Here is a 21,018-nt window from a genome sequence, read left to right as displayed (position 1 = left end):
GGCTCAGCCGATATCGGTGACCAGCACCGCGACCTTGCGGTTCTGCAGCCGTAGTGCGAACGGCAGCGAACGGTCATCGGAACCGGCCGGCACGATGCGCGGATTGGTCAGGTGCAGTTCGCGGCGGAACAACCGGATGTCGGCCTCCCCGGCGGCCAGCACGTTCTTGACCCAGTCGGTTCTGCCGTGGCCGAGCGCGATCGCCAGCATGTCGCCCTTGCGGTAGCTGGTCACCACGGTCGAATAGACCTTGCCGGACTTACGCCCCCGGTGGCTGATCACCGACGCCCCGGGAATGAACTTCGACAGCGGCTTGACCACCGGATTCATGTACTTGATCTGCAGCCGGTCCATCCAAGCGGGGAACACCGCAGGCAGGGTGGACGAGTTCTCGGCGCCTTTGTCACTGGCCATGGCTCCAGGCTAGTCCCGGCGGGTCATCCCGGCGCTGCGAAATCGACTTGAAGCTCTCTGGGAGAATGGACGACGTGAGCAACCCCCCGCTGCTGTCGCGCATCGATCTGCGCGGCGCGAACCACTCCAGCGCCCGACTGCGCGCCGTCCTGCCGCGTGGCGGGGTGGACGTGGAGTCGGTGCTGCCGAAGGTGCGCCCGATCGTCGAAGCGGTGGCCGGGCGCGGGGCCGCGGCGGCCCTGGAATACGGGGAGTCCTTCGACGGTGTCCGGCCGGCCGCGGTGCGGGTGCCGGGCACGGCGCTGGAGTCCGCGCTGGCCGACTTGGACCCCGCGGTACGCGCCGCACTGGAGGTGGCCATCGCCCGGGCGCGCGCGGTGCACACCGACCAACGCCGCACCGACACCACCACCACACTGGCACCGGGCGCCACCGTCACCGAACGCTGGCTTCCGGTCGAGCGGGTGGGCCTCTATGTTCCCGGCGGCAACGCGGTTTATCCGTCCAGCGTGGTGATGAACGTCGTACCGGCCCAGATCGCCGGAGTCGATTCCCTGGTCATCGCCAGCCCGCCGCAGGCCGCCTTCGACGGCCTGCCGCACCCGACGATCCTGGCCGCGGCCCGGTTGCTGGGGGTGACCGAGGTCTGGGCGGTCGGCGGCGCGCAGGCGGTGGCGCTGCTGGCTTATGGCGGCACCGATACCGACGGCGCCGAGTTGGCTCCGGTGGACATGATCACCGGGCCCGGCAACATCTATGTGACCGCCGCCAAACGACTGTGCCGTTCGCAGGTGGGCATCGACGCCGAAGCCGGCCCCACCGAGATCGCCATCCTGGCCGACCACACCGCGCACCCCGCCCACGTGGCCGCCGACCTGATCAGTCAGGCCGAGCACGACGAGATGGCGGCCAGCGTGCTGGTCACCACCAGCCCGGAACTGGCCGATGCCACCGACCGGCAGGTGGCGGCCCAATTGGAGACCACGGTGCACCGGGAGCGGGTGGAGACCGCGCTGGCGGGTCCGCAGTCGGCGATCGTACTGGTCGACGACATCGAGGCCGGCATCCGGGTCGTCAATGCCTACGCGGCCGAACACCTGGAGATCCAGACCGCCGACGCCGCCACCGTGGCGGGACGAATCCGTTCCGCGGGAGCGATTTTCGTCGGCTCCTACGCACCGGTCAGCCTGGGCGACTATTGCGCGGGTTCCAACCACGTGCTCCCGACCGCCGGCAGCGCCCGATACTCCAGCGGCCTGTCGGTGCAGACCTTCCTGCGCGGCGTCCACGTCGTCGACTACAGCGAGGCCGCACTCAAAGACGTCAGCGGGCACGTGATCGCACTGGCCCAAGCCGAGGACCTGCCCTCACACGGCGAGGCGGTCCGGAGGAGGTTCGAACAGTGACCGGTACCGACACCCGGCCGGGCGCTGAGATCAGCTTGGCGGATCTTCCGCTGCGCGATGACCTCCGCGGCAAATCACCTTATGGCGCACCGCAACTGGAGGTTCCGGTGCGGTTGAACACCAACGAGAATCCACATCCGCCCAGTGCTGCACTCATCGACGACGTGGCTCATTCGGTACGCGAGGTCGCCGCGGAGTTGCACCGCTACCCCGATCGCGACGCGGTGGCGCTGCGCGCCGATCTGGCCCGCTATCTGACGGGGCAGACCGGGGTCGAGGTGAGCACCGACAACGTGTGGGCGGCCAACGGGTCCAACGAGATCCTTCAGCAACTGCTGCAGGCGTTCGGCGGACCGGGCCGCAGCGCCCTCGGATTCGTCCCGTCGTACTCGATGCACCCGATCATCTCCGACGGCACCCAGACCCGCTGGCTGGCGGCCAACCGGGCCACCGACTTCGGCCTCGACGTCGAGGTGGCCGGCGCCGCCATCGCCGAGCACCACCCCGATGTGGTGTTCGTGGCGTCCCCGAACAACCCGTCCGGGCAGAGCATCGCGTTGGCCGAACTGCGCCGCCTACTCGACGTGGCGCCCGGGATCGTGATCGTCGACGAGGCCTACGGGGAATTCTCCTCGCAGCCCAGCGCGATCGCCCTGATCGCCGACTACCCGACGAAGCTGATCGTCACCCGCACCATGAGCAAGGCGTTCGCGTTCGCCGGTGGCCGACTCGGCTACCTGATCGCCGCGCCCGCGGTGATCGACGCGATGCTGCTGGTGCGCCTGCCCTATCACCTGTCGGTGGTGACCCAGGCCGCCGCTCGAGCGGCGCTGCGCCACGCCGACGACACCCTCGGCAGTGTCGCGCAGTTGATCGCCGAACGCGACCGGGTCTCGGCGGCGTTGTCGGGGATGGGTTTTCACGTCATCCCCAGCGACGCCAATTTCGTGCTGTTCGGCCGGTTCGCCGACGCGCCGACAACCTGGCAGCGTTACCTCGACGCCGGCATCCTGATCCGCGATGTCGGCATCCCCGGATATTTACGGGCCACCACCGGGCTGCCGGAGGAGAACGACGCGCTGTTGACCGCCAGTCGACGACTCGCGGCCACCGAACTGGCCGACCAGAAGCAACAAGGAGCCTCATGACTCGCCGTGCCCGGGTGCAACGCGCCACCCGTGAATCCGACATCACCGTCGAGCTCGACCTGGACGGCACCGGGATCGTCGACATCGATACCGGGGTGCCGTTCTTCGATCACATGCTGACCGCCCTGGGCAGCCACGCCAGCTTCGACCTGACGGTGCGCGCCAAAGGCGACGTCGAGATCGAAGCCCACCACACCGTCGAGGACACCGCGATCGTGCTCGGCCAGGCACTCGGCGAGGCCCTCGGCGACAAGAAGGGCATCCGTCGTTTCGGCGATGCCTTCATCCCGATGGACGAGACGCTGGCGCACGCCGCGGTGGATGTGTCCGGGCGACCCTACTGCGTACACACCGGCGAACCGGACCACCTGGTGCACACCACGATCGCCGGGTCCCAGGTGCCCTATCACACCGTCATCAACCGGCACGTGTTCGAGACGCTGGCATCGAACGCGCGCATCGCCCTGCACGTGCGGGTGCTCTACGGGCGCGACCCGCACCACATCACCGAGGCCCAGTACAAGGCGGTGGCCCGGGCGTTGCGGCAGGCCGTCGAACCCGATCCCCGCGTCTCCGGGGTGCCGTCCACCAAGGGCGCCCTGTGAGCGGTGCGGCCAAGCGTCGGGTGGTGATCCTGGACTACGGCTCCGGGAACCTGCGCTCCGCTCAGCGGGCACTGCAGCGGGTGGGCGCCCAGGTCGAGGTGACCTCCGACGCCGAAGCCGCTGTGGCCGCCGACGGCCTGCTGGTTCCCGGCGTCGGGGCCTATGCGGCGTGCATGGCCGGTCTGCGCCGGGTCGACGGCGACCAGATCATCGCCGAGCGGGTGCGGGCCGGTGCGCCGGTGCTCGGGGTCTGCGTGGGTATGCAGATCCTGTTCGCCCACGGGGTCGAGTTCGGGGTGGACACCGCCGGCTGCGCCCAGTGGCCGGGCGCGGTCACCCGGTTGGACGCCCCGGTGATCCCGCACATGGGCTGGAACGTCGTGGACGCCGCGGCCGGCAGCACCCTGTTCGCCGGCCTCGACGCCGACACCCGGTTCTACTTCGTGCACTCCTACGCCGCGCAGAGCTGGGAGGGCAGCCCGCAGGCTTTGGTGACTTGGGCGACCCATCGGGTACCGTTCCTGGCGGCTGTCGAGGATGGGCCGTTGGCCGCCACCCAGTTTCACCCCGAAAAGAGTGGGGATGCCGGGGCGACACTGTTGAGTAACTGGGTGGAGGCACTGTGAGTACGTCCGTGAACAAGGCACTGGTTCTGTTGCCCGCCGTCGATGTGGTCGACGGGCGTGCGGTACGTCTGGTCCAGGGCAAGGCCGGCAGCGAGACCGAGTACGGCTCGGCGCTGGACGCCGCACTGGGCTGGCAGCGGGACGGCGCGGAATGGATCCACCTGGTGGACCTCGACGCCGCCTTCGGTCGCGGCTCGAACCGGGAACTGCTGGCCGACGTGGTCGGGCGTCTCGACGTGAAGGTGGAGCTGTCCGGCGGTATCCGCGACGACGAGTCGCTGGCGGCGGCGCTGGCCACCGGTTGCGCGCGGGTGAATCTGGGCACGGCCGCGCTGGAGAACCCGCAGTGGTGTGCGCGCGCGATCGCCGAACACGGCGAGAAGGTCGCCGTCGGCCTGGACGTCCAGATCGACCCGAACCACCCGGACGGCATCCACCGGCTGCGCGGCCGCGGCTGGGAGACCGACGGCGGTGACCTGTGGCCGGTGCTGGAACGCCTGGACCGCGAGGGCTGCTCGCGCTACGTGGTCACCGACGTCACCAAGGACGGGACGCTGGGCGGCCCCAACCTGGAGTTGCTCGGTGCGGTCGCCGATCGCACCGACGCACCGGTGATCGCCTCCGGCGGGGTGTCCAGCCTCGACGACCTGCGCGCGATCGCCACCCTGGTGGGTCGCGGCGTGGAAGGTGCGATCGTCGGCAAGGCGCTGTACGCCGGCCGGTTCACCCTGCCCGAGGCGCTGTCGTCGGTGCGGAAGTAGGCCGACATGGCACTGGACACCGCGGATCTGGACGCCCTGGTCACCACGGCGTCCAAGGTCCTCGATGTCGCGGCCGAGCCCTTCCTGGCCGGTCACCGTGCGGACTCGGCGGTTCGTAAGGGCAACAACGATTTCGCCACCGAGGTGGATCTGGCCCTGGAGCGCCAGATCACCGAAGCCCTGGTGGCCGAGACCGGGATCGGCGTGCACGGCGAGGAATTCGGCGGTCCGCCCATCGATTCACCGTTGGTGTGGGTGTTGGACCCCATCGACGGAACCTTCAACTACGCCGCCGGATCGCCCATGGCGGCCATGTTGTTGGGTCTGCTGCGCGACGGCGAGCCGGTTGCGGGACTGACCTGGCTGCCGTTCGCCGACCAGCGTTACACCGCGGTGGCGGGCGGCCCGCTGCTCCGCAACGGGGTGGCACAGCCGCAGTTGAAGCCGGCTGATCTGGCCGATTCCCTGGTCGGCATCGGCACGTTCAACGTCGACTGGCGGGGTCGGTTCCCCGGGCGCTATCGGATGGCGGTGCTCGATCGGCTCAGCCGAGTGACCTCACGGCCCAGGATGCACGGCGCCACCGGAATCGATCTGGCCTACGTCGCGGACGGGACGCTGGGCGGCGCAATCAGTTTCGGACACCACATCTGGGACCACGCCGCCGGTGTCGCGATGATCCGCGCGGCGGGTGGCATCGTCACCGATCTGGCCGGTGCGGCCTGGACGGCGCACTCGGATTCGGCGATGGCCGCCGCGCCCGGGGTGCACGCGCAGATCCTCGACATCCTCGAACAAGCCGGCCCACCGGGAGACTACTGAGATGGATCGACACAGCGGTTCAGCGAGGCTCGACGCAGGAGAGGCGAAGCCGGGACCGATGCATGAGCACAGCGGTTCAGCGAGTCTCGACGCAGGAGAGGCGAAGCTGGGACCGATGCATAAGCGCAATGACGTGGCCGTACGGGTCATTCCCTGTCTCGACGTCGACGGCGGCCGGGTCGTCAAGGGCGTCAACTTCGCCAATCTGCGCGACGCCGGCGACCCGGTCGAGTTGGCGGCGGCCTACGACGCCGAAGGCGCCGATGAACTGACCTTCCTCGATGTCACCGCATCCTCGTCGGGCCGGGCAACCATGCTCGAGGTCGTCGAGCGCACCGCGGAACAGGTGTTCATCCCGCTGACCGTCGGCGGCGGCGTGCGCACCGTTGCCGACGTCGACGTGCTGCTACGCGCCGGGGCGGACAAGGTCTCGGTCAACACCGCCGCCATCGCCCGCCCGGAACTGCTGGCCGAACTGTCCCGCCAATTCGGCTCGCAGTGCATCGTGCTGTCGGTCGATGCCCGCACCGTCCCGGCGGATTCCGCACCCACGGCGTCCGGTTGGGAGGTCACCACCCACGGTGGACGCCGGGGTACCGGGATCGACGCCGTCGAGTGGGCCGTCCGCGGGGTGGAACTCGGGGTCGGTGAGATCCTGCTGAACTCGATGGACGCCGACGGGACCAAAGCCGGTTTCGACTTGGCGATGCTGCGGGCGGTGCGGGCGGCGGTGAACGTCCCGGTGATCGCCAGCGGGGGAGCGGGTGCGGTCGAGCATTTCGCGCCCGCGGTCGCGGCGGGCGCCGATGCGGTGCTGGCCGCCAGCGTGTTCCACTTCGGCGAATTGACCATCGGACAGGTCAAGGCGGCGATGGCCGCCGAAGGGATCGTGGTCCGATGACGGCCGGCCTGGATCCCGCGATCGCGGCCCGGCTCAAGCGCAACGCCGAGGGACTGATCGCCGCGGTGGTCCAGGAACGCGGCAGCGGCGATCTGCTGATGGTCGCCTGGATGGACGACGCCGCACTGGCACGCACCCTGGCGACCCGCGAGGCGACCTACTTCTCGCGTTCCCGCAACGAACAGTGGATCAAGGGCGCGACGTCGGGCAACACCCAGTACGTCCATTCGGTGCGGTTGGACTGTGACGGCGATGCCGTGCTGCTTCAGGTGGATCAGACCGGCGGAGCCTGCCACACCGGCGATCACAGTTGTTTCGATGCCGACGTGTTGCTCGGTCCCGCAGATTGATTCGTCGTCTTCGGCTGAGCGGTATGCTGGCCGACTGTGAACTCCGACGAGCCTGAGGACTGGTCCGGGTTGGAACACGACCGACCGGCCAAAGGCGTGCAGTTGGAGCGCCTGTCGCGGGGGATCGACTCCCACTACGCCCAGGGCACGGTCAGCGACATCGAAGCGCATATGCCCCGAGATGGATCGCGGATCGTCGCACTGACCAACCAATTGAGTCAGTCGCAGGCGAATCTGGAGTCGGCGTCGGCTCAGTTCAACGAGTTGGCGTCGGCGATCCCGGGAGACATCGTCGATCTAAGTGATCGGCTGTCCGGAATCCTCAACGGCGCGGTCGCCGAGGCGGACGATAGCCGTGCGGCGGCGCATCGCTTCGCCGACGAACTGCGCACCACCGCCCAGCACGAGGCCGCGGCGATTCTCGCCGACGCCGAGGCGCAGCGCCGCGAGGCCGCCGAGTTGCGGGCCGAGTTGGAGACCGAGCACAAGAATCTGCGGGCTCAGGCGTCGCACCTGCGTCGACAGGCGGTGCTCAGCGCGGCGGAGATCATGCGCGAAGCCGAGGACCATGCCTCGGCGATCCTGACCGAGATGAACCATGCGATCTCCACGCACGTCACCGACGCACAGCGGCGACTTGCGGAGCTGATCGATGCGCGCGCAAAAATCGTCGACCAGATCGAGCGTTCGACGTCGGAAGTTAATCGCCAAAAACATGTTAATGACGGCGATTCGGCCAAGGATTCACTACAGGTCGCTCGTGAATCGGCATTGTCGGCCAGGGAAAGCTGGTTTCGCGAAAATCATCCGCGCTGAACCGCGCGGCGGCCATTCCGATTGGCCGGTGACACCTGCTGGTGCATCTGCTACGCTTCCACGCGCAGCGGCGGCTTCTATAGGCTGACTTGCTTTTAATGGCAATATTTTTCGGCCGGGAGCTCCCTGTCGGCCGGCCGGCGGCCAATGCCTTTTCGGGAGAAGGGATCGGTAGTCGATGCTGAATATTCCTGAATTCGAAACGCAGCTACGCGGTTTCGATCGCGACGAGGTCGCGGATTATGTTGACCGCCTGCAACGCAAATTCGAATTTCTGCAGCAGCGCACGAAATCACTCGACGCGACCGAGCGGCAGGCCCGATCCGACTGCGAACGACTCGCCGCCGAGGTGGCCAGACTGAAGAACGACATCGCGGTGCGGGCCGCCGACGCCGAGGCGCAGCGCCGGGAACTGATCGCCGAGATGACGTATCTGCACAGTCAGGTCGAACAGGTCTCGGAACCGGCCGAATCCGTCGAGGGGATGTCCGATCGCATTGCGAGGATGATGCGTATCGCCTCCGAAGAGGCCCGGCGTACCAAGGAATTGGCCCGCCAGGAGGCGGAGGCACTGACCGGCGAGCTGCGCGAGAAGTTGACGGCGGCCAGGTACGACCGTGCGGCCGCCAACCGGGAGCTGTCCGAATTGCAGGCCTCCGCCGAGGCGCGGCGGGCGAAAATTCTGGAGATCGCGACTGCGGAGGCGGACGAGATTCTGCGCCTGGCGCAGGAGGAGCGCGACCGCATCGTGCAGGAGGCCGAAGCGGGCGCGGCGAGTCGTCGCGCGGTGTATCAGCGGCTGGCCGAGGAGGAAGAGCGCAATCGTCTGGCCGCGCAAGAAGTGCTCGATGAACAGATGAAGGCCGCTTGGGAGGAGGACGAGCGTCATCGCGGGGAAGCGCAACGGCGGCTGGATCAGCGGCTGAAGGCGGCTTGGGAGCAGGCCGACGCCGCCATCGTCGAGCTGGACAAACGGGCGCATTGGGAGGCCGCGACGTTGGTCGCCAACGCCCAGCATGAGGCCAGAGCGCTCGACGAGCGTGCGCAGTCCGAGGTGGCGGTGTTGGAGCAGGAGCGGGCGGAGTTGGTGGCCGACCTCAAACTGATCAAGAACTGGATCAACACCGCCGGTTAAGTGGCCCGATTCGGCGACCGAAGCCCGGAGTCTTCGATAATCGGATTCGTCGGTAAAAGAGTCCTCGTTCGGCGAAAATCGTCCGTGTTATAACGGTGTTTTCCCACGTAGCGGGCGGTGACAGGCCTTGCCGGGGTCTGATACGCTCCGTCGCACGGTGGGTATGCATGCCCATTTGGCCTCGCGCACAAGCCAACTCGCTTGGACGCCGGTTGCCCATCGAACCGAAGACCGAATCCGTCAGGTGCTTAGGAGTACACCGGTGGCCCTAGAGATTCCCGAATTCGAAACGCAGATGCGCGGTTTCGATCGCCATGAGGTCTCTGACTACATCACGCGTCTTCACCACGAGATCGAAATGCTGCAGGACCGCAGCAAATCCCTCGAAGCGGCGAAGTCACAGACCATCGTCGACCGCGACCAACTCGTCGCCGAGGTCAACCGACTGCAGAACGACCTCGTGCGGATGACTGCCGATGCGGACTCGGAGCGCCAGCGCTTGGTCGCCGAGTTGACCCAACTGCGTTCCCAGTTCGAACAGGTCAGTGGACCGGTCGACTCCGTCGAAGGCATGTCGGATCGGATCGCGCGGATGATGCGGATCGCCTCCGAGGAGGCCCGGCGCACCAAGGAGCTTGCCCGTCAGGACGCCGAGGCGCTGACCGCCGAATTGCGTGAGCAGTTGGAGGCCGCCACCCACGACCGTGCGGCCGCCGGTGAAGCGCTGGCCGAGTTTCAGGAATCCACGAACGCACGACGCGCGAAGATCCTGGAGGCGGCGACCCAGGAGGCCGAGGAGATCCTGCGGATCGCGCATGAAGAGCGCAGCCGGATCTCGCGGGAGATCGAGGAGGCCGAGCGTGCGCGCCGCGAGCTGTATCAGCGTCTGGCCGAGGAGGACGAGCGCAACCGTCGCGCGGCGCAGGAATCGCTCGACGAACAGATCAAGCTGGCCTGGGAAGAGGACGAGCGCAATCGTCGGGAAGCCCAGCACCGGCTGGATCAGAAGATGAAGGCGGCCTGGGAGCAGGCCGAGGCGACGATCGCCCAGCTGGACAAGGAAGCCCGGCTCGAAGCGTCGGCGCTGATCTCCACCACCAAGCGGGAAGCCAAAGTGCTCACCGAACGCACGCAGGCCGAAGTGGACCTGTTGAAGCGGGAGCGCGCCGGGATCATCACCCATCTCGGCGAGATCAGGAACTGGATCGACTCCTCGGTGGGGGACCGGCTGGGCCCGCCCGGCCCCGGAGAGTTCGGCGATGACGCCCCTGCCGACGGCCGCGAACCCGCGGAGGCCGCAGCGGGCGGACAGGATCCGGCCCGCGACGGCGAGCAGGCCGGCTGACCTGCTGACCGGCTAGGCCGAACCCCGCGCCCGCAAGACCTCCAGCGCCTTGTCGGCGTGGGTGTCCATGGAGAATTCGCTGGCGATCACGTCCAGCACTCTCCGATCGGTGTCGATGACGAACGTGGTCCGCTTGACCGGGATCAACCGGCCCAGCATGCCGCGCTTGACGCCGAACTGAGCGGCCACCGTTCCCGCGGTGTCGGACAGCAACGGGTAGTCGAAGCCCTGCTGGTCGGCGAACTTGGCCTGCTTGTCCACCGCGTCGGCACTGATGCCCACCCGGGTGGCTCCGACGGCGGCGAATTCCCCGGCCAGATCACGGAAATGACAGGCTTCCTTGGTGCAGCCGGGCGTCATGGCCGCGGGATAGAAGAACAGCACCACCGGGCCGTCGGCCAGGAGTGCACTGAGTTTGCGCGGCGCCCCGGTCTGGTCGGGGAGCTCGAAATCGGCCACGATGTCACCAGGTTTCATGGCCGCCAGGCTACGCCGGGGTCCGGCGACCCGATACCGGTATCGACCCTATGCGCCGGGCATCGCGGCGCCTACGGGAAGATGGGCGGGTGCAAACCACGAGCACTCCCAGTGCGGGCGACATGTCCCGAGCGGACTTCCGGGCGCTGGCAGCCGAGCACCGCGTGGTCCCGGTGACCCGCAAGTTGTTGGCCGACGCCGAAACACCGCTGTCGGCCTACCGCAAGCTGGCCGCCAACCGCCCGGGCACCTTCCTGCTGGAGTCGGCGGAGAACGGTCGGTCGTGGTCGCGCTGGTCGTTCATCGGCGCCGGATCGGCGTCGGCTCTGACCGTGCGCGACGGCGACGCGGTGTGGCTGGGTAGCGCGCCGCAGGGAGCGCCCACCGGCGGCGACCCGCTGCAGGCGCTGCGCGAGACGCTGGCGCTGCTGGAGACCGCCGCCATCCCCGGGCTTCCGCCGCTGTCGAGCGGACTGGTGGGCTTCTTCGCCTACGACATGGTGCGCCGGCTCGAGCGGCTGCCCGAACTGGCCGTCGACGATCTGCGGTTGCCCGACATGCTGCTGCTGCTGGCCACCGACATGGCCGCGGTCGACCACCACGAGGGCACCATCACGTTGATCGCCAACGCGGTGAACTGGAACGGCACCGACGAGCGAGTCGACGAGGCCTACGACGACGCCGTGGCCCGCCTCGACGTGATGACCGCGGCACTGCGGCAGCCCCTGGAGTCCAGCGTCGCGGCCTTCCAGCGGCCCGATCCGGTCTACCGTCGGCAGCGCACCCCCGAGGAGTACGGGGCGATCGTCGACCGGTTGGTCGGCGAGATCGAGGCCGGCGAAGCCTTCCAGGTAGTCCCGTCGCAGCGTTTCGAGATGGACACCGATGTGGCCGCCATCGACGTCTACCGGATGCTGCGGGTGTCCAACCCGAGCCCCTACATGTATCTGCTGCAGGTGCCCGACGAGAACGGGGGACTGGCGTTCTCCATCGTCGGCTCCAGCCCGGAGGCTTTGGTGACCGTTCAGGAGGGCCGGGCCACCACACACCCGATCGCCGGAACCCGGTGGCGCGGGGCGACCGAGGAGGAAGACCAGCTGCTGGCCAAGGAGTTGTTGGCCGACGACAAGGAACGCGCCGAACATCTGATGCTGGTCGACCTCGGCCGCAATGATCTCGGCCGGGTCTGTGTTCCCGGCACGGTGCGGGTGTCCGACTACAGCCACATCGAGCGCTACAGCCACGTCATGCACCTGGTGTCCACCGTGACCGGGATCCTGGCCGAGGACCGGACCGCGCTGGATGCGGTGACCGCATGCTTCCCGGCGGGAACCCTCTCCGGCGCCCCGAAGGTGCGCGCGATGGAGCTGATCGAGGAGGTCGAGAAGACCCGGCGCGGCCTCTACGGCGGCGTGGTCGGCTACCTGGACTTCGCCGGCAATGCCGATTTCGCCATCGCGATCCGTACCGCCCTGCTCTCCGGCGGCACCGCCTATGTGCAGGCCGGCGGCGGCGTGGTCGCAGACTCCAACGGCCCCTATGAGTACACCGAGGCCTCGAACAAGGCCAGAGCGGTGCTGGCGGCGATCGCGGCCGCCGAAACACTGGCGGTGCCGAGCGCCGATGGCTGAGGAACCCGCCCGCGGCGGTGCCCGTGTGCTGCGCGCCGCACAACTGCTGCTGGTGCTGGCGGCCGGAGCGCTGTGGGGCGCGTCGCGGCTGCCCTGGGTGGTGCTCGGCCTGGCCGACGGTCTCGGGCAACCTCGGGAGCTCACCGTGACCGGGGCAGCCTGGTCGAAGGCACTCGTGCCGCTGGCGTTGCTGTGCTTGGCCGCCGCGGCCGCGGGGGCGGCCATGCGCGGGTGGCAACTGCGCCTGCTGGCTCTGGTGGCGGGCACGGTGAGCCTGGCTTGCGGCTACCTGGCCGCCGGGATGTGGGCGGCTCGTGACATCACGCTGCGGGCCCTGAGCATCGCCGAGGTGCCGCTGACCGCGCTGCGCAGTACCGATCGCCGGTACGCCGGCGCCGTGCTGTGTCTGATCGCCGCGGTCTGCGTGCTGACCGCGGCCGCGCTGCTGATGCGCGCGGCGGTGCGCAGCAGCGGAAGTCGCGACACGAAGTACGCCGCACCGGCGGTCCGTCGCGCCGTTGCCCGGGACGCCGGCACCGGTGCATCGACCGGGCCCGGCGCACCGGAGATCTCCGAACGCGTGCTGTGGGATGCGCTCGACGAGGGCCGCGACCCCACCGACGATCGCGGCGGACCGGGGCCCGGCGGCGCCGGTGAGGGCCGGTGACACAGCGGGCGGTGACGGTGGATAGGCTTCGCACAAGGTCTTCGAAGGAAGAACTATCGGACGCGGGAGGGAAGCGGCAGCCATGAGTTCGGCATCCGTGCTCGACTCCATCATCGAGGGAGTCTGTGCTGACCTTGCCGCCCGGGAAGCCGCAGTGCCCCTGGCGGAAGTCAAGGCGGCAGCCGAGGCCATGCCCCCGCCGCGGGACGTGATGGCCGCGCTCCGCGAGCCCGGTATCGCGGTCATCGCCGAGGTGAAGCGGGCGAGCCCGTCCAAGGGGCAACTGGCACCCATCGCCGACCCGGCGGAGCTGGCCCGGATCTACGCCGACGGCGGTGCTCGGGCGGTCAGCGTGCTGACCGAAGAGCGCCGGTTCAACGGTTCGTTGGCGGATCTGGACGCGGTGCGTGCCGCGGTATCCATTCCGGTGCTGCGCAAAGATTTCATCGTCCGGCCCTACCAGATCCACGAGGCCCGGGCGCACGGCGCGGACATGCTGTTGCTGATCGTGGCCGCGCTCGAACAGCAGGCCCTGGTCTCGCTGCTCGACCGCACCGAGTCACTGGGCATGACCGCCCTGGTCGAGGTGCACACCGAGGAGGAGGCCGACCGCGCGCTGACCGCGGGCGCGAAGGTGATCGGCGTCAACGCACGCGACCTGACCACCTTGGAGGTCGACCGCGACTGTTTCGCGCGGATCGCGCCGGGACTGCCCACCGAGGTGGTCAAGATCGCCGAATCCGGCGTGCGCGGTACCGCCGACCTGCTGGCCTACGCCGGTGCCGGCGCGGACGCGGTACTGGTCGGCGAGGGATTGGTCACCAGCGGTGACCCGCGAGCCGCAGTCGCCGATTTGGTCAGTGCGGGTAAGCATCCGTCCTGCCCGAAGCCGGCCCGCTAGATGTCAGACAACCCGACGGTGAACTTTCCGCGCGCCAGCGCCGGAATCGCCGAATCCACTCGCCACGACCCGGACGCCCGCGGACACTTCGGTGTCTACGGCGGCCGCTACGTCGCCGAGGCGCTGATGGCCGTGATCGAAGAGGTCACCGCCGCCTACGACAAGGTGCGCAACGATCGCGAGTTCCTCGACACCCTCGATGATCTTCAGACGCACTACACCGGTCGGCCCTCGCCGTTGTACGAAGCCGAACGCCTGACCGCGCATGTCGGCGGTGCCCGCATCTTCTTGAAGCGGGAAGACTTGAACCACACCGGTTCCCACAAGATCAACAATGTGCTCGGCCAGGCACTGCTGGCCCGCTACATGGGGAAGACCCGGGTGATCGCCGAGACCGGGGCCGGCCAGCACGGGGTGGCCACCGCCACCGCCTGCGCGCTGCTGGGCCTGGAATGTGTGATCTACATGGGCGCGGTCGACACCCGTCGTCAGGCCCTCAACGTGGCCCGGATGCGTCTGCTCGGGGCGAAGGTGGTCTCGGTCGAAACGGGTTCGCAGACCCTCAAGGACGCGATCAACGAGGCGTTCCGGGACTGGGTCACCAACGCCGACCGCACCTACTACTGCTTCGGTACGGCCGCCGGTCCGCACCCCTTCCCGACCATGGTGCGCGACTTCCAGCGGATCGTCGGCATGGAAGCGCGCGTGCAGATTCAGCAGATGGCCGGCCGGCTGCCCGATGCCGTGGCCGCATGCGTGGGCGGCGGATCGAACGCCATCGGCATCTTCCACGCCTTCCTCGACGACCCGGCGGTCCGCCTGGTCGGGTTCGAAGCCGGCGGCGACGGAGTGGAAACCGGTCGCCATGCCGCGACGTTCACCGGGGGAACGCCGGGGGCCTTCCAGGGCTCGTACTCCTACCTGCTGCAGGACGACGACGGCCAGACCATCGAGTCGCATTCGATCTCCGCGGGCCTCGACTACCCGGGTGTTGGTCCCGAGCACGCCTGGCTGCGCGAGACCGGCCGTGCCGAGTATCGGCCCATCACCGACACCGAGGCGATGGATGCTTTCGGAATCCTTTGCCGTACTGAAGGAATCATCCCGGCCATCGAGTCCGCGCACGCGATCGCCGGTGCGCTCAAGCTGGCCGCCGAGCTCGGGCCCGGCAAGGTGGTGGTGGTCAACGTCTCCGGTCGCGGCGACAAGGATGTGGAGACCGCAGCGAAGTGGTTCGGGCTGCTCGACGAGACGGGGAGCGATTCGTGAGCGACCACAGCGGTGATCGGCTGGCCGCGATGTTCGCCGCGTGCCGGGCCGAGGAACGCGCCGCACTGATCGGCTATCTGCCCACCGGCTATCCCGACGTGCCGGGATCCATCGCCGCGATGACGGCGTTGGTCGAATCCGGTTGTGATCTGGTCGAAGTCGGGGTTCCGTACTCCGATCCCGGAATGGACGGCCCGACGATCGCCCGGGCCACCGAGACGGCGTTGCAGGGCGGCGTACGGGTGCGCGACACCTTGACCGCGGTCGAGGCGATCGCCGGTGCCGGTGGACGTGCGGTAGTGATGACCTACTGGAATCCGGTGTTGCGTTATGGCGTCGACGCGTTCGCGCGCGATCTCGCCGCGGCCGGCGGACTCGGGCTGATCACCCCCGATCTGATCGTCGATGAAGCCGACGACTGGATGGCGGCGTCCGAGCAGCACGGCCTGGACCGGATCTTCCTGGTGGCGCCCTCTTCGACTCCGCAGCGCCTCGCCGAGACCGTCGCCGCGACTCGTGGATTCGTCTACGCGGCCTCCACCATGGGTGTCACGGGCGTGCGTAACACGGTGTCCAACGCCGCTCCGGAACTGGTGGCCCGGGTGCGCGAGGTCTCCGATATCCCGGTGGGCGTCGGCCTGGGTGTGCGTTCGGGTGCTCAGGCCGCCGAGATCGGCGCCTACACCGATGGGGTGATCGTGGGGTCGGCATTGGTCACCGCGCTGACGGACGGTCTCGACGCATTGCGGACGCTGACGCGCGAACTGGTTTCCGGAGTGCGTCAAGGGGTTGCCCAGCGATGACGTTGGATTGGCTCACGTACTTCCCGAGCCCTGCGCGCGGGGTATGGCATCTTGGGCCGATTCCGATCCGGGCCTATGCGCTGTGCATCATCGTCGGCATCGTCAGCGCATTGTTGATCGGTGACCGCAGGTGGCGCGCCCGTGGCGGCGAACCGGGTGTCATCTATGACATCGCGTTGTGGGCGGTGCCGTTCGGCCTGATCGGCGGGCGGCTGTATCACCTGTTGACCGACTGGCGCACGTACTTCGGCGAGGGCGGCGTCGGATGGGAAGCGACACCACGGATCTGGGACGGCGGACTGGGCATCTGGGGCGCGGTGGCGCTCGGCGGGGTCGGCGCGTGGATCGGCTGTCGCCGGCGGGGGATTCCGTTGCCCGCTTTCGGCGATGCCGTGGCGCCCGGCATCGTGTTGGCGCAGGCCCTCGGGCGTATCGGTAACTACTTCAACCAGGAGCTATACGGCAGGGAGACGACGCTGCCGTGGGGTCTGGAGATCTTCTGGCGGGAAGACGCTGCGGGCGTGCGTGATCCGCACCTGCTCGACGGCGTTTCCACCGGTGAGCTGTACAAGATCGTTCAGCCGACGTTCCTGTACGAGTTGTTGTGGAACCTCGTGGTGTTCGCGGTGTTGATCTATGCCGACCGCCGGTTCCGGATGGGGCACGGCCGACTGTTCGCGCTCTACATCGCGGGGTACTGCATCGGCCGGTTCGGTATCGAACTGCTGCGGGATGATGCGGCGACCCACATCGCCGGGATCCGGGTCAATTCGTTCACGTCGACGTTCGTGTTGATCGGCGCGGTGGTCTACATCCTGGTCGCGACCAAGGGCCGGGAGGATCCCGAGGCCATCCGGCGGGTCTGGCAGCCCCCGGAGGTCGAACCGGCCGACGCCACACCCGAAGCGGAGGTGGAACCCGAAGCCGGACCGGATGTCGAGCAGGAGCCGGAATTGGTGGCGGCCGCGACCGCCAACGGCGTGGGCTCGGTGGTCCGGATACCGAAAAGACTTTCCGGTGAGTCGGATTCGGACATCGGTGACAGTGCGGACGGCCCCGCTGGCGAGGACGGCGGGGACGACGGGGTCGCTGAAGAAGACGTGGCGGCCGAAGATCCCGACGAGGACGGTGTCGCAGCCGATCTCGCCGAATCCACGGACGCGGTATCCGAGGACGTGGAACCCGAAATCGCGGTATCCGAGGACGTGGAACCCGAGGCCGCGGTGTCCGAGGGCGACGAGACCGCCGATGCCGATGTGGCGGAGGCCGTCGACGCGGCTGACGAGGCCGACGAATCCGATACGGCCGACGCGGTGGAAGAGGACATCGCCGAAGATGCCGTGAGCGAACCGGACGAGGACCTCGACGCGGCATCGGACGAGTCGGGCGACACCGACGAGGCCGCCGACGAGGCCGCCGACGAGGTCGCAGACGAAGTCGAAGCCGATGACGCCGAACCGGACGGCGCCGAGCCCGATGAGGCCGAACCGGGGGAAGTCGAAGCCGACGACGCGGAAGCCTCCGACCAGCCCGAAGAGTAGCCACGGCGGCGTTTTCGGAAATTCTGGCATGCTGCAGTCATGTCCGATCCGCAGTGGCACCACCGGCCGCAAGTCCCCGGTCCGCTGCCGCCGTACCCGTACCTGTGGGCGCCCTACGGCCGGGATCCGGTGTCCGGACGGCCCTACTCGGACAAGTCGAAGGTCATCGCGGCCCTGCTGCAATTGCTCGGTCTTTTCGGATTGCTCGGGTTCGGGCGGATATATCTGGGCCACGTCGGGCTGGGCATCGCGCAATTGGTGATCGGCTTGCTGGCGACCGTCGCGACGTACGGGTTCGGCATCTTCGTTCCCTTCACCTGGGGCCTGGTCGAAGCGATTCTGATCATGAGTGGTCGGGTGTACGACAAGCAGTACCGGCCGCTACGCGGAATCGCCTGAGCGGTGCGGCTCGACGGGTTTTCCGTTGGCGCCGAACGTTCCCGACGAGCCGGGTGAAGCGGTTCCGACTATGCTGGCCTTGTGAATAGACGCGGGAAGATCGTCTGCACTCTTGGTCCGGCGACCCACTCCGCGGAGATGGTCCGGGCATTGGTCGATGCGGGTATGGATGTGGCCCGCCTGAACTTCAGCCACGGTGCTCATGCCGATCACCAGGCCTCCTACGAGTGGGTCCGCGCCGCATCCGATGCGACCGGGCGAGCGGTCGGTGTCCTCGCCGATCTGCAGGGGCCCAAGATCCGGCTCGGGCGTTTCGCCGACGGCCCCACCTACTGGGGGGCCGGGGAAACGGTGCGCATCACCGTCGACGACTGTCCCGGCGATCACGACCGGGTGTCCACCACCTACAAGCAGCTGGCCGCGGATGCGGCGCCCGGAGACCGTGTGCTCGTCGACGACGGCAAGGTGGGGCTGATCGTCGAACACATCGACGGCAACGATGTGGTGTGCACCGTGACCGACGGTGGACCGGTCAGCAACCACAAGGGCATGTCGTTGCCCGGTATGAACGTGTCCGCGCCGGCGCTGTCCACCAAGGACGTCGCCGATCTCGAGTTCGCACTCGAGCTGGGCGTCGACATCGTCGCGCTGTCGTTCGTACGCTCGCCGTCCGATGTGGAACTGGTGCACGAGGTGATGGACCGGGTCGGACGGCGGGTCCCGGTTGTCGCGAAACTGGAGAAGCCGGAAGCCATCGAGAATCTCGAAGCCGTGGTGCTGGCGTTCGACGCGGTCATGGTGGCGCGCGGTGACCTCGGAGTGGAGCTGGCACTCGAAGAGGTGCCGCTGGTGCAGAAGCGTGCCATTCAGGTGGCCCGCGAGAACGCCCGTCCGGTGATCGTGGCGACCCAGATGCTGGAGTCGATGATCGAGAACTTCCGGCCCACCCGGGCGGAGGCCTCCGACGTCGCCAACGCGGTACTCGACGGGGCGGACGCGGTGATGCTGTCCGGGGAGACCGCGGTGGGTAAGCACGCGCTGGAGGCGGTGCGGACCATGAGCCGCATCGTGTGTGCGGTGGAGCAGAACTCTACGGCCGCACCGCCGTTGACGCATGTTCCGCGCACCAAGCGGGGCGTGATCTCCTACGCGGCCCGCGAGATCGGTGAGCGCCTCGACGCCAAGGCGCTGGTCGCCTTCACCCAGTCCGGTGATACCGTGCGCCGGCTGGCGCGGCTGCACACTCCGTTGCCGCTGTTGGCGTTCACCGCGTTGCCCGAGATTCGCAGTCAGTTGGCGATGACTTGGGGCACAGAGACATTCATCGTCGCGCAGGAGCACTCGACCGACGGGATGATCCGTCAGGTGGACAAGGCGCTGCTCGATCTGGGCCGCTACCAGCGTGGCGACCAGGTGGTGATCGTCGCGGGTGCGCCGCCGGGAACCTCGGGGTCGACCAACATGATCCACGTGCACCGGATCGGGGAGGACGACGTCTAGTGCCGGCCGAGTCGAACAACGACCTCGCGGAGCTACTGGCCGTACTGGATCTCAAGGTCGCCGGCGACGACGTCTTCGTCGGGTCGCATCCCAGCAAGACTCCGTTGCGGACCTTCGGCGGGCAGTTGATGGCGCAGTCGTTCGTGGCGGCGGGCCGGACCGTGGCCGACCACCTGCCGCCCGGCGCACTGTCGGTGCATTTCATCAACGGCGGCGACCCGGCCCGCGATATCGAATTCCGGGTGCATCGACTGCGTGACGAGCGCCGGTTCGCCAATCGCCGGGTGGATGCCGTGCAGGGCGACACGCTGGTCGCCACCTCGATGGTCTCCTACATGTCGGGCGGCAGCGGGCTGGAGCACCATGTCGAGGCGCCCACGGTCGCCGAACCGGAATCGGTTCCGCCGTTGCAGGAGTATCTCAAGGGCTATGAGACCGTCGTTCCGGGTTTCGTGAACGCACCGCATCCGATCGAGTGGCGCTACACCAACGATCCCGCCTGGGTGATGCGTGACAAGGGCGAGCGACTCGGACACAACCGGGTGTGGCTCAAGACCGATGGGGATCTGCCCGAGGATCCGATCCTGCACACCGCGATGTTGGTCTATTCATCGGACACCACCGTTTTGGACTCGATCATCACCACCCACGGGTTGTCGTGGGGTTTCGACCGGATCTTCGCGGCCAGCGCCAACCACACCGTCTGGTTTCACCGGCCCGTGCGGTTCGACGACTGGGTGTTGTATGCGACGTCGTCGCCGGTGGCCGCGGACTCGCGGGGGCTGGGTACCGGGCACTTCTTCGACCGGTCCGGGCAGGTCATCGCCAGCGTCACCCAGGAGGGTGTGCTGAAGTACTTCCCGAGCGCTAAAGGCCGGTCACCGAACTAGGCGGGCAGCAGGTCCGAGTCGGACTCTTCTTGGACCATGGGGGCGTCGCCGCCGAAGCTGTTCTCCAGGTGTTTGCGGATCCGGTCGTTGCACTCCTGCTGGGCACCGGTGTCGGATCCGGCTTTGGCCATGCAGTTCACGAAGTCCTCGCCGCCGGCCGAGCGCCAGATGCCGATGTAGATGGCGATGCAGCCGATACCCGCGACCATCGCCAGGGCACCCAGCACGATCCCGGCCAGCGCGACGCCGCCGTTGTCGGCTTCCCCACGCTTTACCCGTCCCCGGCCGATGATGCCGAGCACCACCGCGGTCAGCCCCAGAACCACGCCGCCGATCACCGACAGTGCCGTCACGATACCGGCGATCGCGACCACCAGAGCCGCGATGCTCACCCCGTTCTTCGGCGCATTGCGCGGGCTCAGCGGGGTGTAACCGGGGTAGTGGCCGGGGGCCGGGTACGGGTACTCCGCGGGGCCGGGCGTAGGCCAGAACTGAGACTCAGGCGCCAAGGATGACGTACCGGACTCGGGCATTGCGCAGACTCCACATCAGAGGATCAGACAGGTGTCAAGACGGATCGGGGACCAGCCTACCCGGGATGGGGCCGAAAC

General features: G+C 68.1%; 23 protein-coding genes. 20 read left to right on the top strand and 3 right to left on the bottom strand.

Features of this window, described 5'->3' with window-relative positions; translation table 11 throughout:
- Window positions 1-3 precede the first annotated feature (3 nt).
- Entirely contained in the window at window positions 4-414 is a 411-nt protein-coding gene (locus RCP38_RS10020) for a nitroreductase family deazaflavin-dependent oxidoreductase (RefSeq protein ID WP_308477000.1), read from the bottom strand.
- Between the two features lie 65 nt (window positions 415-479).
- On the opposite strand from RCP38_RS10020, the gene hisD reads away from it, so the two are divergent.
- From hisD to RCP38_RS09965, 11 genes are all read left to right on the top strand, one after another.
- Window positions 480-1,820 carry a histidinol dehydrogenase gene (hisD, locus tag RCP38_RS10015; protein WP_308476999.1) on the top strand — a complete coding sequence of 447 codons (1,341 nt, stop codon included), beginning with the start codon at window positions 480-482 and terminating at the stop codon, window positions 1,818-1,820.
- The gene (locus RCP38_RS10010; protein WP_308476998.1) at window positions 1,817-2,968 is read left to right on the top strand and encodes a histidinol-phosphate transaminase; all 1,152 of its coding nucleotides are present in this window, start codon (window positions 1,817-1,819) and stop codon (window positions 2,966-2,968) included. The genes hisD and RCP38_RS10010 overlap by 4 nt, the downstream gene beginning before the upstream one ends.
- Window positions 2,965-3,573, top strand: coding sequence for an imidazoleglycerol-phosphate dehydratase HisB (hisB, locus tag RCP38_RS10005; RefSeq protein ID WP_308476997.1), 609 nt, complete (start codon window positions 2,965-2,967; stop codon window positions 3,571-3,573). Before RCP38_RS10010 ends, hisB begins: the two co-directional genes overlap by 4 nt.
- On the top strand, window positions 3,570-4,199 hold the full coding sequence (gene hisH / locus RCP38_RS10000; RefSeq protein WP_308476996.1) for an imidazole glycerol phosphate synthase subunit HisH: 630 nt from the start codon (window positions 3,570-3,572) through the stop codon (window positions 4,197-4,199). Before hisB ends, hisH begins: the two co-directional genes overlap by 4 nt.
- 20 nt (window positions 4,200-4,219) lie before the next feature.
- Complete coding sequence (priA, locus tag RCP38_RS09995; RefSeq protein WP_373692507.1) at window positions 4,220-4,960, top strand: bifunctional 1-(5-phosphoribosyl)-5-((5-phosphoribosylamino)methylideneamino)imidazole-4-carboxamide isomerase/phosphoribosylanthranilate isomerase PriA; 741 nt, start codon at window positions 4,220-4,222, stop codon at window positions 4,958-4,960.
- 6 nt (window positions 4,961-4,966) lie between these two features.
- The gene (locus RCP38_RS09990; RefSeq protein ID WP_308476995.1) at window positions 4,967-5,782 is read left to right on the top strand and encodes an inositol monophosphatase family protein; all 816 of its coding nucleotides are present in this window, start codon (window positions 4,967-4,969) and stop codon (window positions 5,780-5,782) included.
- Between the two features lie 115 nt (window positions 5,783-5,897).
- On the top strand, window positions 5,898-6,683 hold the full coding sequence (gene hisF / locus RCP38_RS09985) for an imidazole glycerol phosphate synthase subunit HisF (protein ID WP_308476994.1): 786 nt from the start codon (window positions 5,898-5,900) through the stop codon (window positions 6,681-6,683).
- Window positions 6,680-7,033, top strand: a complete 354-nt coding sequence (gene hisI, locus RCP38_RS09980) for a phosphoribosyl-AMP cyclohydrolase (protein WP_308476993.1) — start codon at window positions 6,680-6,682, stop codon at window positions 7,031-7,033. Before hisF ends, hisI begins: the two co-directional genes overlap by 4 nt.
- 36 nt (window positions 7,034-7,069) lie before the next feature.
- Window positions 7,070-7,849 carry a M protein gene (locus tag RCP38_RS09975; RefSeq protein ID WP_308476992.1) on the top strand — a complete coding sequence of 260 codons (780 nt, stop codon included), beginning with the start codon at window positions 7,070-7,072 and terminating at the stop codon, window positions 7,847-7,849.
- Window positions 7,850-8,027: 178 nt separating this feature from the next.
- A complete protein-coding gene (locus tag RCP38_RS09970) occupies window positions 8,028-8,984 on the top strand; it encodes a coiled-coil domain-containing protein (RefSeq protein ID WP_308476991.1) in 957 nt (318 codons plus the stop codon).
- 262 nt (window positions 8,985-9,246) lie between these two features.
- Window positions 9,247-10,329, top strand: a complete 1,083-nt coding sequence (locus RCP38_RS09965; protein ID WP_308476990.1) for a coiled-coil domain-containing protein — start codon at window positions 9,247-9,249, stop codon at window positions 10,327-10,329.
- Window positions 10,330-10,341: 12 nt separating this feature from the next.
- On the opposite strand, the gene RCP38_RS09960 is transcribed toward RCP38_RS09965, so the two are convergent.
- Complete coding sequence (locus RCP38_RS09960) at window positions 10,342-10,806, bottom strand: peroxiredoxin (RefSeq protein WP_308476989.1); 465 nt, start codon at window positions 10,804-10,806, stop codon at window positions 10,342-10,344.
- Window positions 10,807-10,895: 89 nt separating this feature from the next.
- Between RCP38_RS09960 and RCP38_RS09955 the strand changes: the two genes are divergently transcribed.
- From RCP38_RS09955 to RCP38_RS09915, 9 genes are all read left to right on the top strand, one after another.
- Window positions 10,896-12,437, top strand: coding sequence for an anthranilate synthase component I (locus RCP38_RS09955; protein ID WP_373692488.1), 1,542 nt, complete (start codon window positions 10,896-10,898; stop codon window positions 12,435-12,437).
- A complete protein-coding gene (locus tag RCP38_RS09950; RefSeq protein ID WP_308476988.1) occupies window positions 12,430-13,104 on the top strand; it encodes a TIGR02234 family membrane protein in 675 nt (224 codons plus the stop codon). Before RCP38_RS09955 ends, RCP38_RS09950 begins: the two co-directional genes overlap by 8 nt.
- Before the next feature lie 82 nt (window positions 13,105-13,186).
- The gene (gene trpC, locus RCP38_RS09945; RefSeq protein WP_308476987.1) at window positions 13,187-14,005 is read left to right on the top strand and encodes an indole-3-glycerol phosphate synthase TrpC; all 819 of its coding nucleotides are present in this window, start codon (window positions 13,187-13,189) and stop codon (window positions 14,003-14,005) included.
- Window positions 14,006-15,274, top strand: a complete 1,269-nt coding sequence (trpB, locus tag RCP38_RS09940; protein WP_308476986.1) for a tryptophan synthase subunit beta — start codon at window positions 14,006-14,008, stop codon at window positions 15,272-15,274.
- Between the two features lie 29 nt (window positions 15,275-15,303).
- Entirely contained in the window at window positions 15,304-16,077 is a 774-nt protein-coding gene (trpA, locus tag RCP38_RS09935; RefSeq protein ID WP_308477169.1) for a tryptophan synthase subunit alpha, read from the top strand.
- Entirely contained in the window at window positions 16,074-17,618 is a 1,545-nt protein-coding gene (gene lgt, locus RCP38_RS09930; protein ID WP_308476985.1) for a prolipoprotein diacylglyceryl transferase, read from the top strand. Before trpA ends, lgt begins: the two co-directional genes overlap by 4 nt.
- Window positions 17,619-17,657: 39 nt before the next feature.
- Window positions 17,658-18,017, top strand: coding sequence for an NINE protein (locus RCP38_RS09925; protein ID WP_308476984.1), 360 nt, complete (start codon window positions 17,658-17,660; stop codon window positions 18,015-18,017).
- 81 nt (window positions 18,018-18,098) lie between these two features.
- Window positions 18,099-19,517, top strand: a complete 1,419-nt coding sequence (gene pyk / locus RCP38_RS09920; protein ID WP_308476983.1) for a pyruvate kinase — start codon at window positions 18,099-18,101, stop codon at window positions 19,515-19,517.
- Window positions 19,517-20,407, top strand: coding sequence for an acyl-CoA thioesterase II (locus tag RCP38_RS09915; protein ID WP_308476982.1), 891 nt, complete (start codon window positions 19,517-19,519; stop codon window positions 20,405-20,407). The genes pyk and RCP38_RS09915 overlap by 1 nt, the downstream gene beginning before the upstream one ends.
- On the opposite strand, the gene RCP38_RS09910 is transcribed toward RCP38_RS09915, so the two are convergent.
- On the bottom strand, window positions 20,404-20,916 hold the full coding sequence (locus RCP38_RS09910) for a DUF4190 domain-containing protein (protein ID WP_308476981.1): 513 nt from the start codon (window positions 20,914-20,916) through the stop codon (window positions 20,404-20,406). The genes RCP38_RS09915 and RCP38_RS09910 overlap by 4 nt on opposite strands.
- Between the last annotated feature and the right edge of the window lie 102 nt (window positions 20,917-21,018).

Source organism: Mycolicibacter sp. MU0083 (assembly GCF_963378075.1).
Lineage (GTDB): Bacteria > Actinomycetota > Actinomycetes > Mycobacteriales > Mycobacteriaceae > Mycobacterium > Mycobacterium kokjensenii.
The sequence above is the reverse complement of the archived record's forward strand: the minus strand, read 5'-3'. Positions and strand labels throughout refer to the sequence as shown.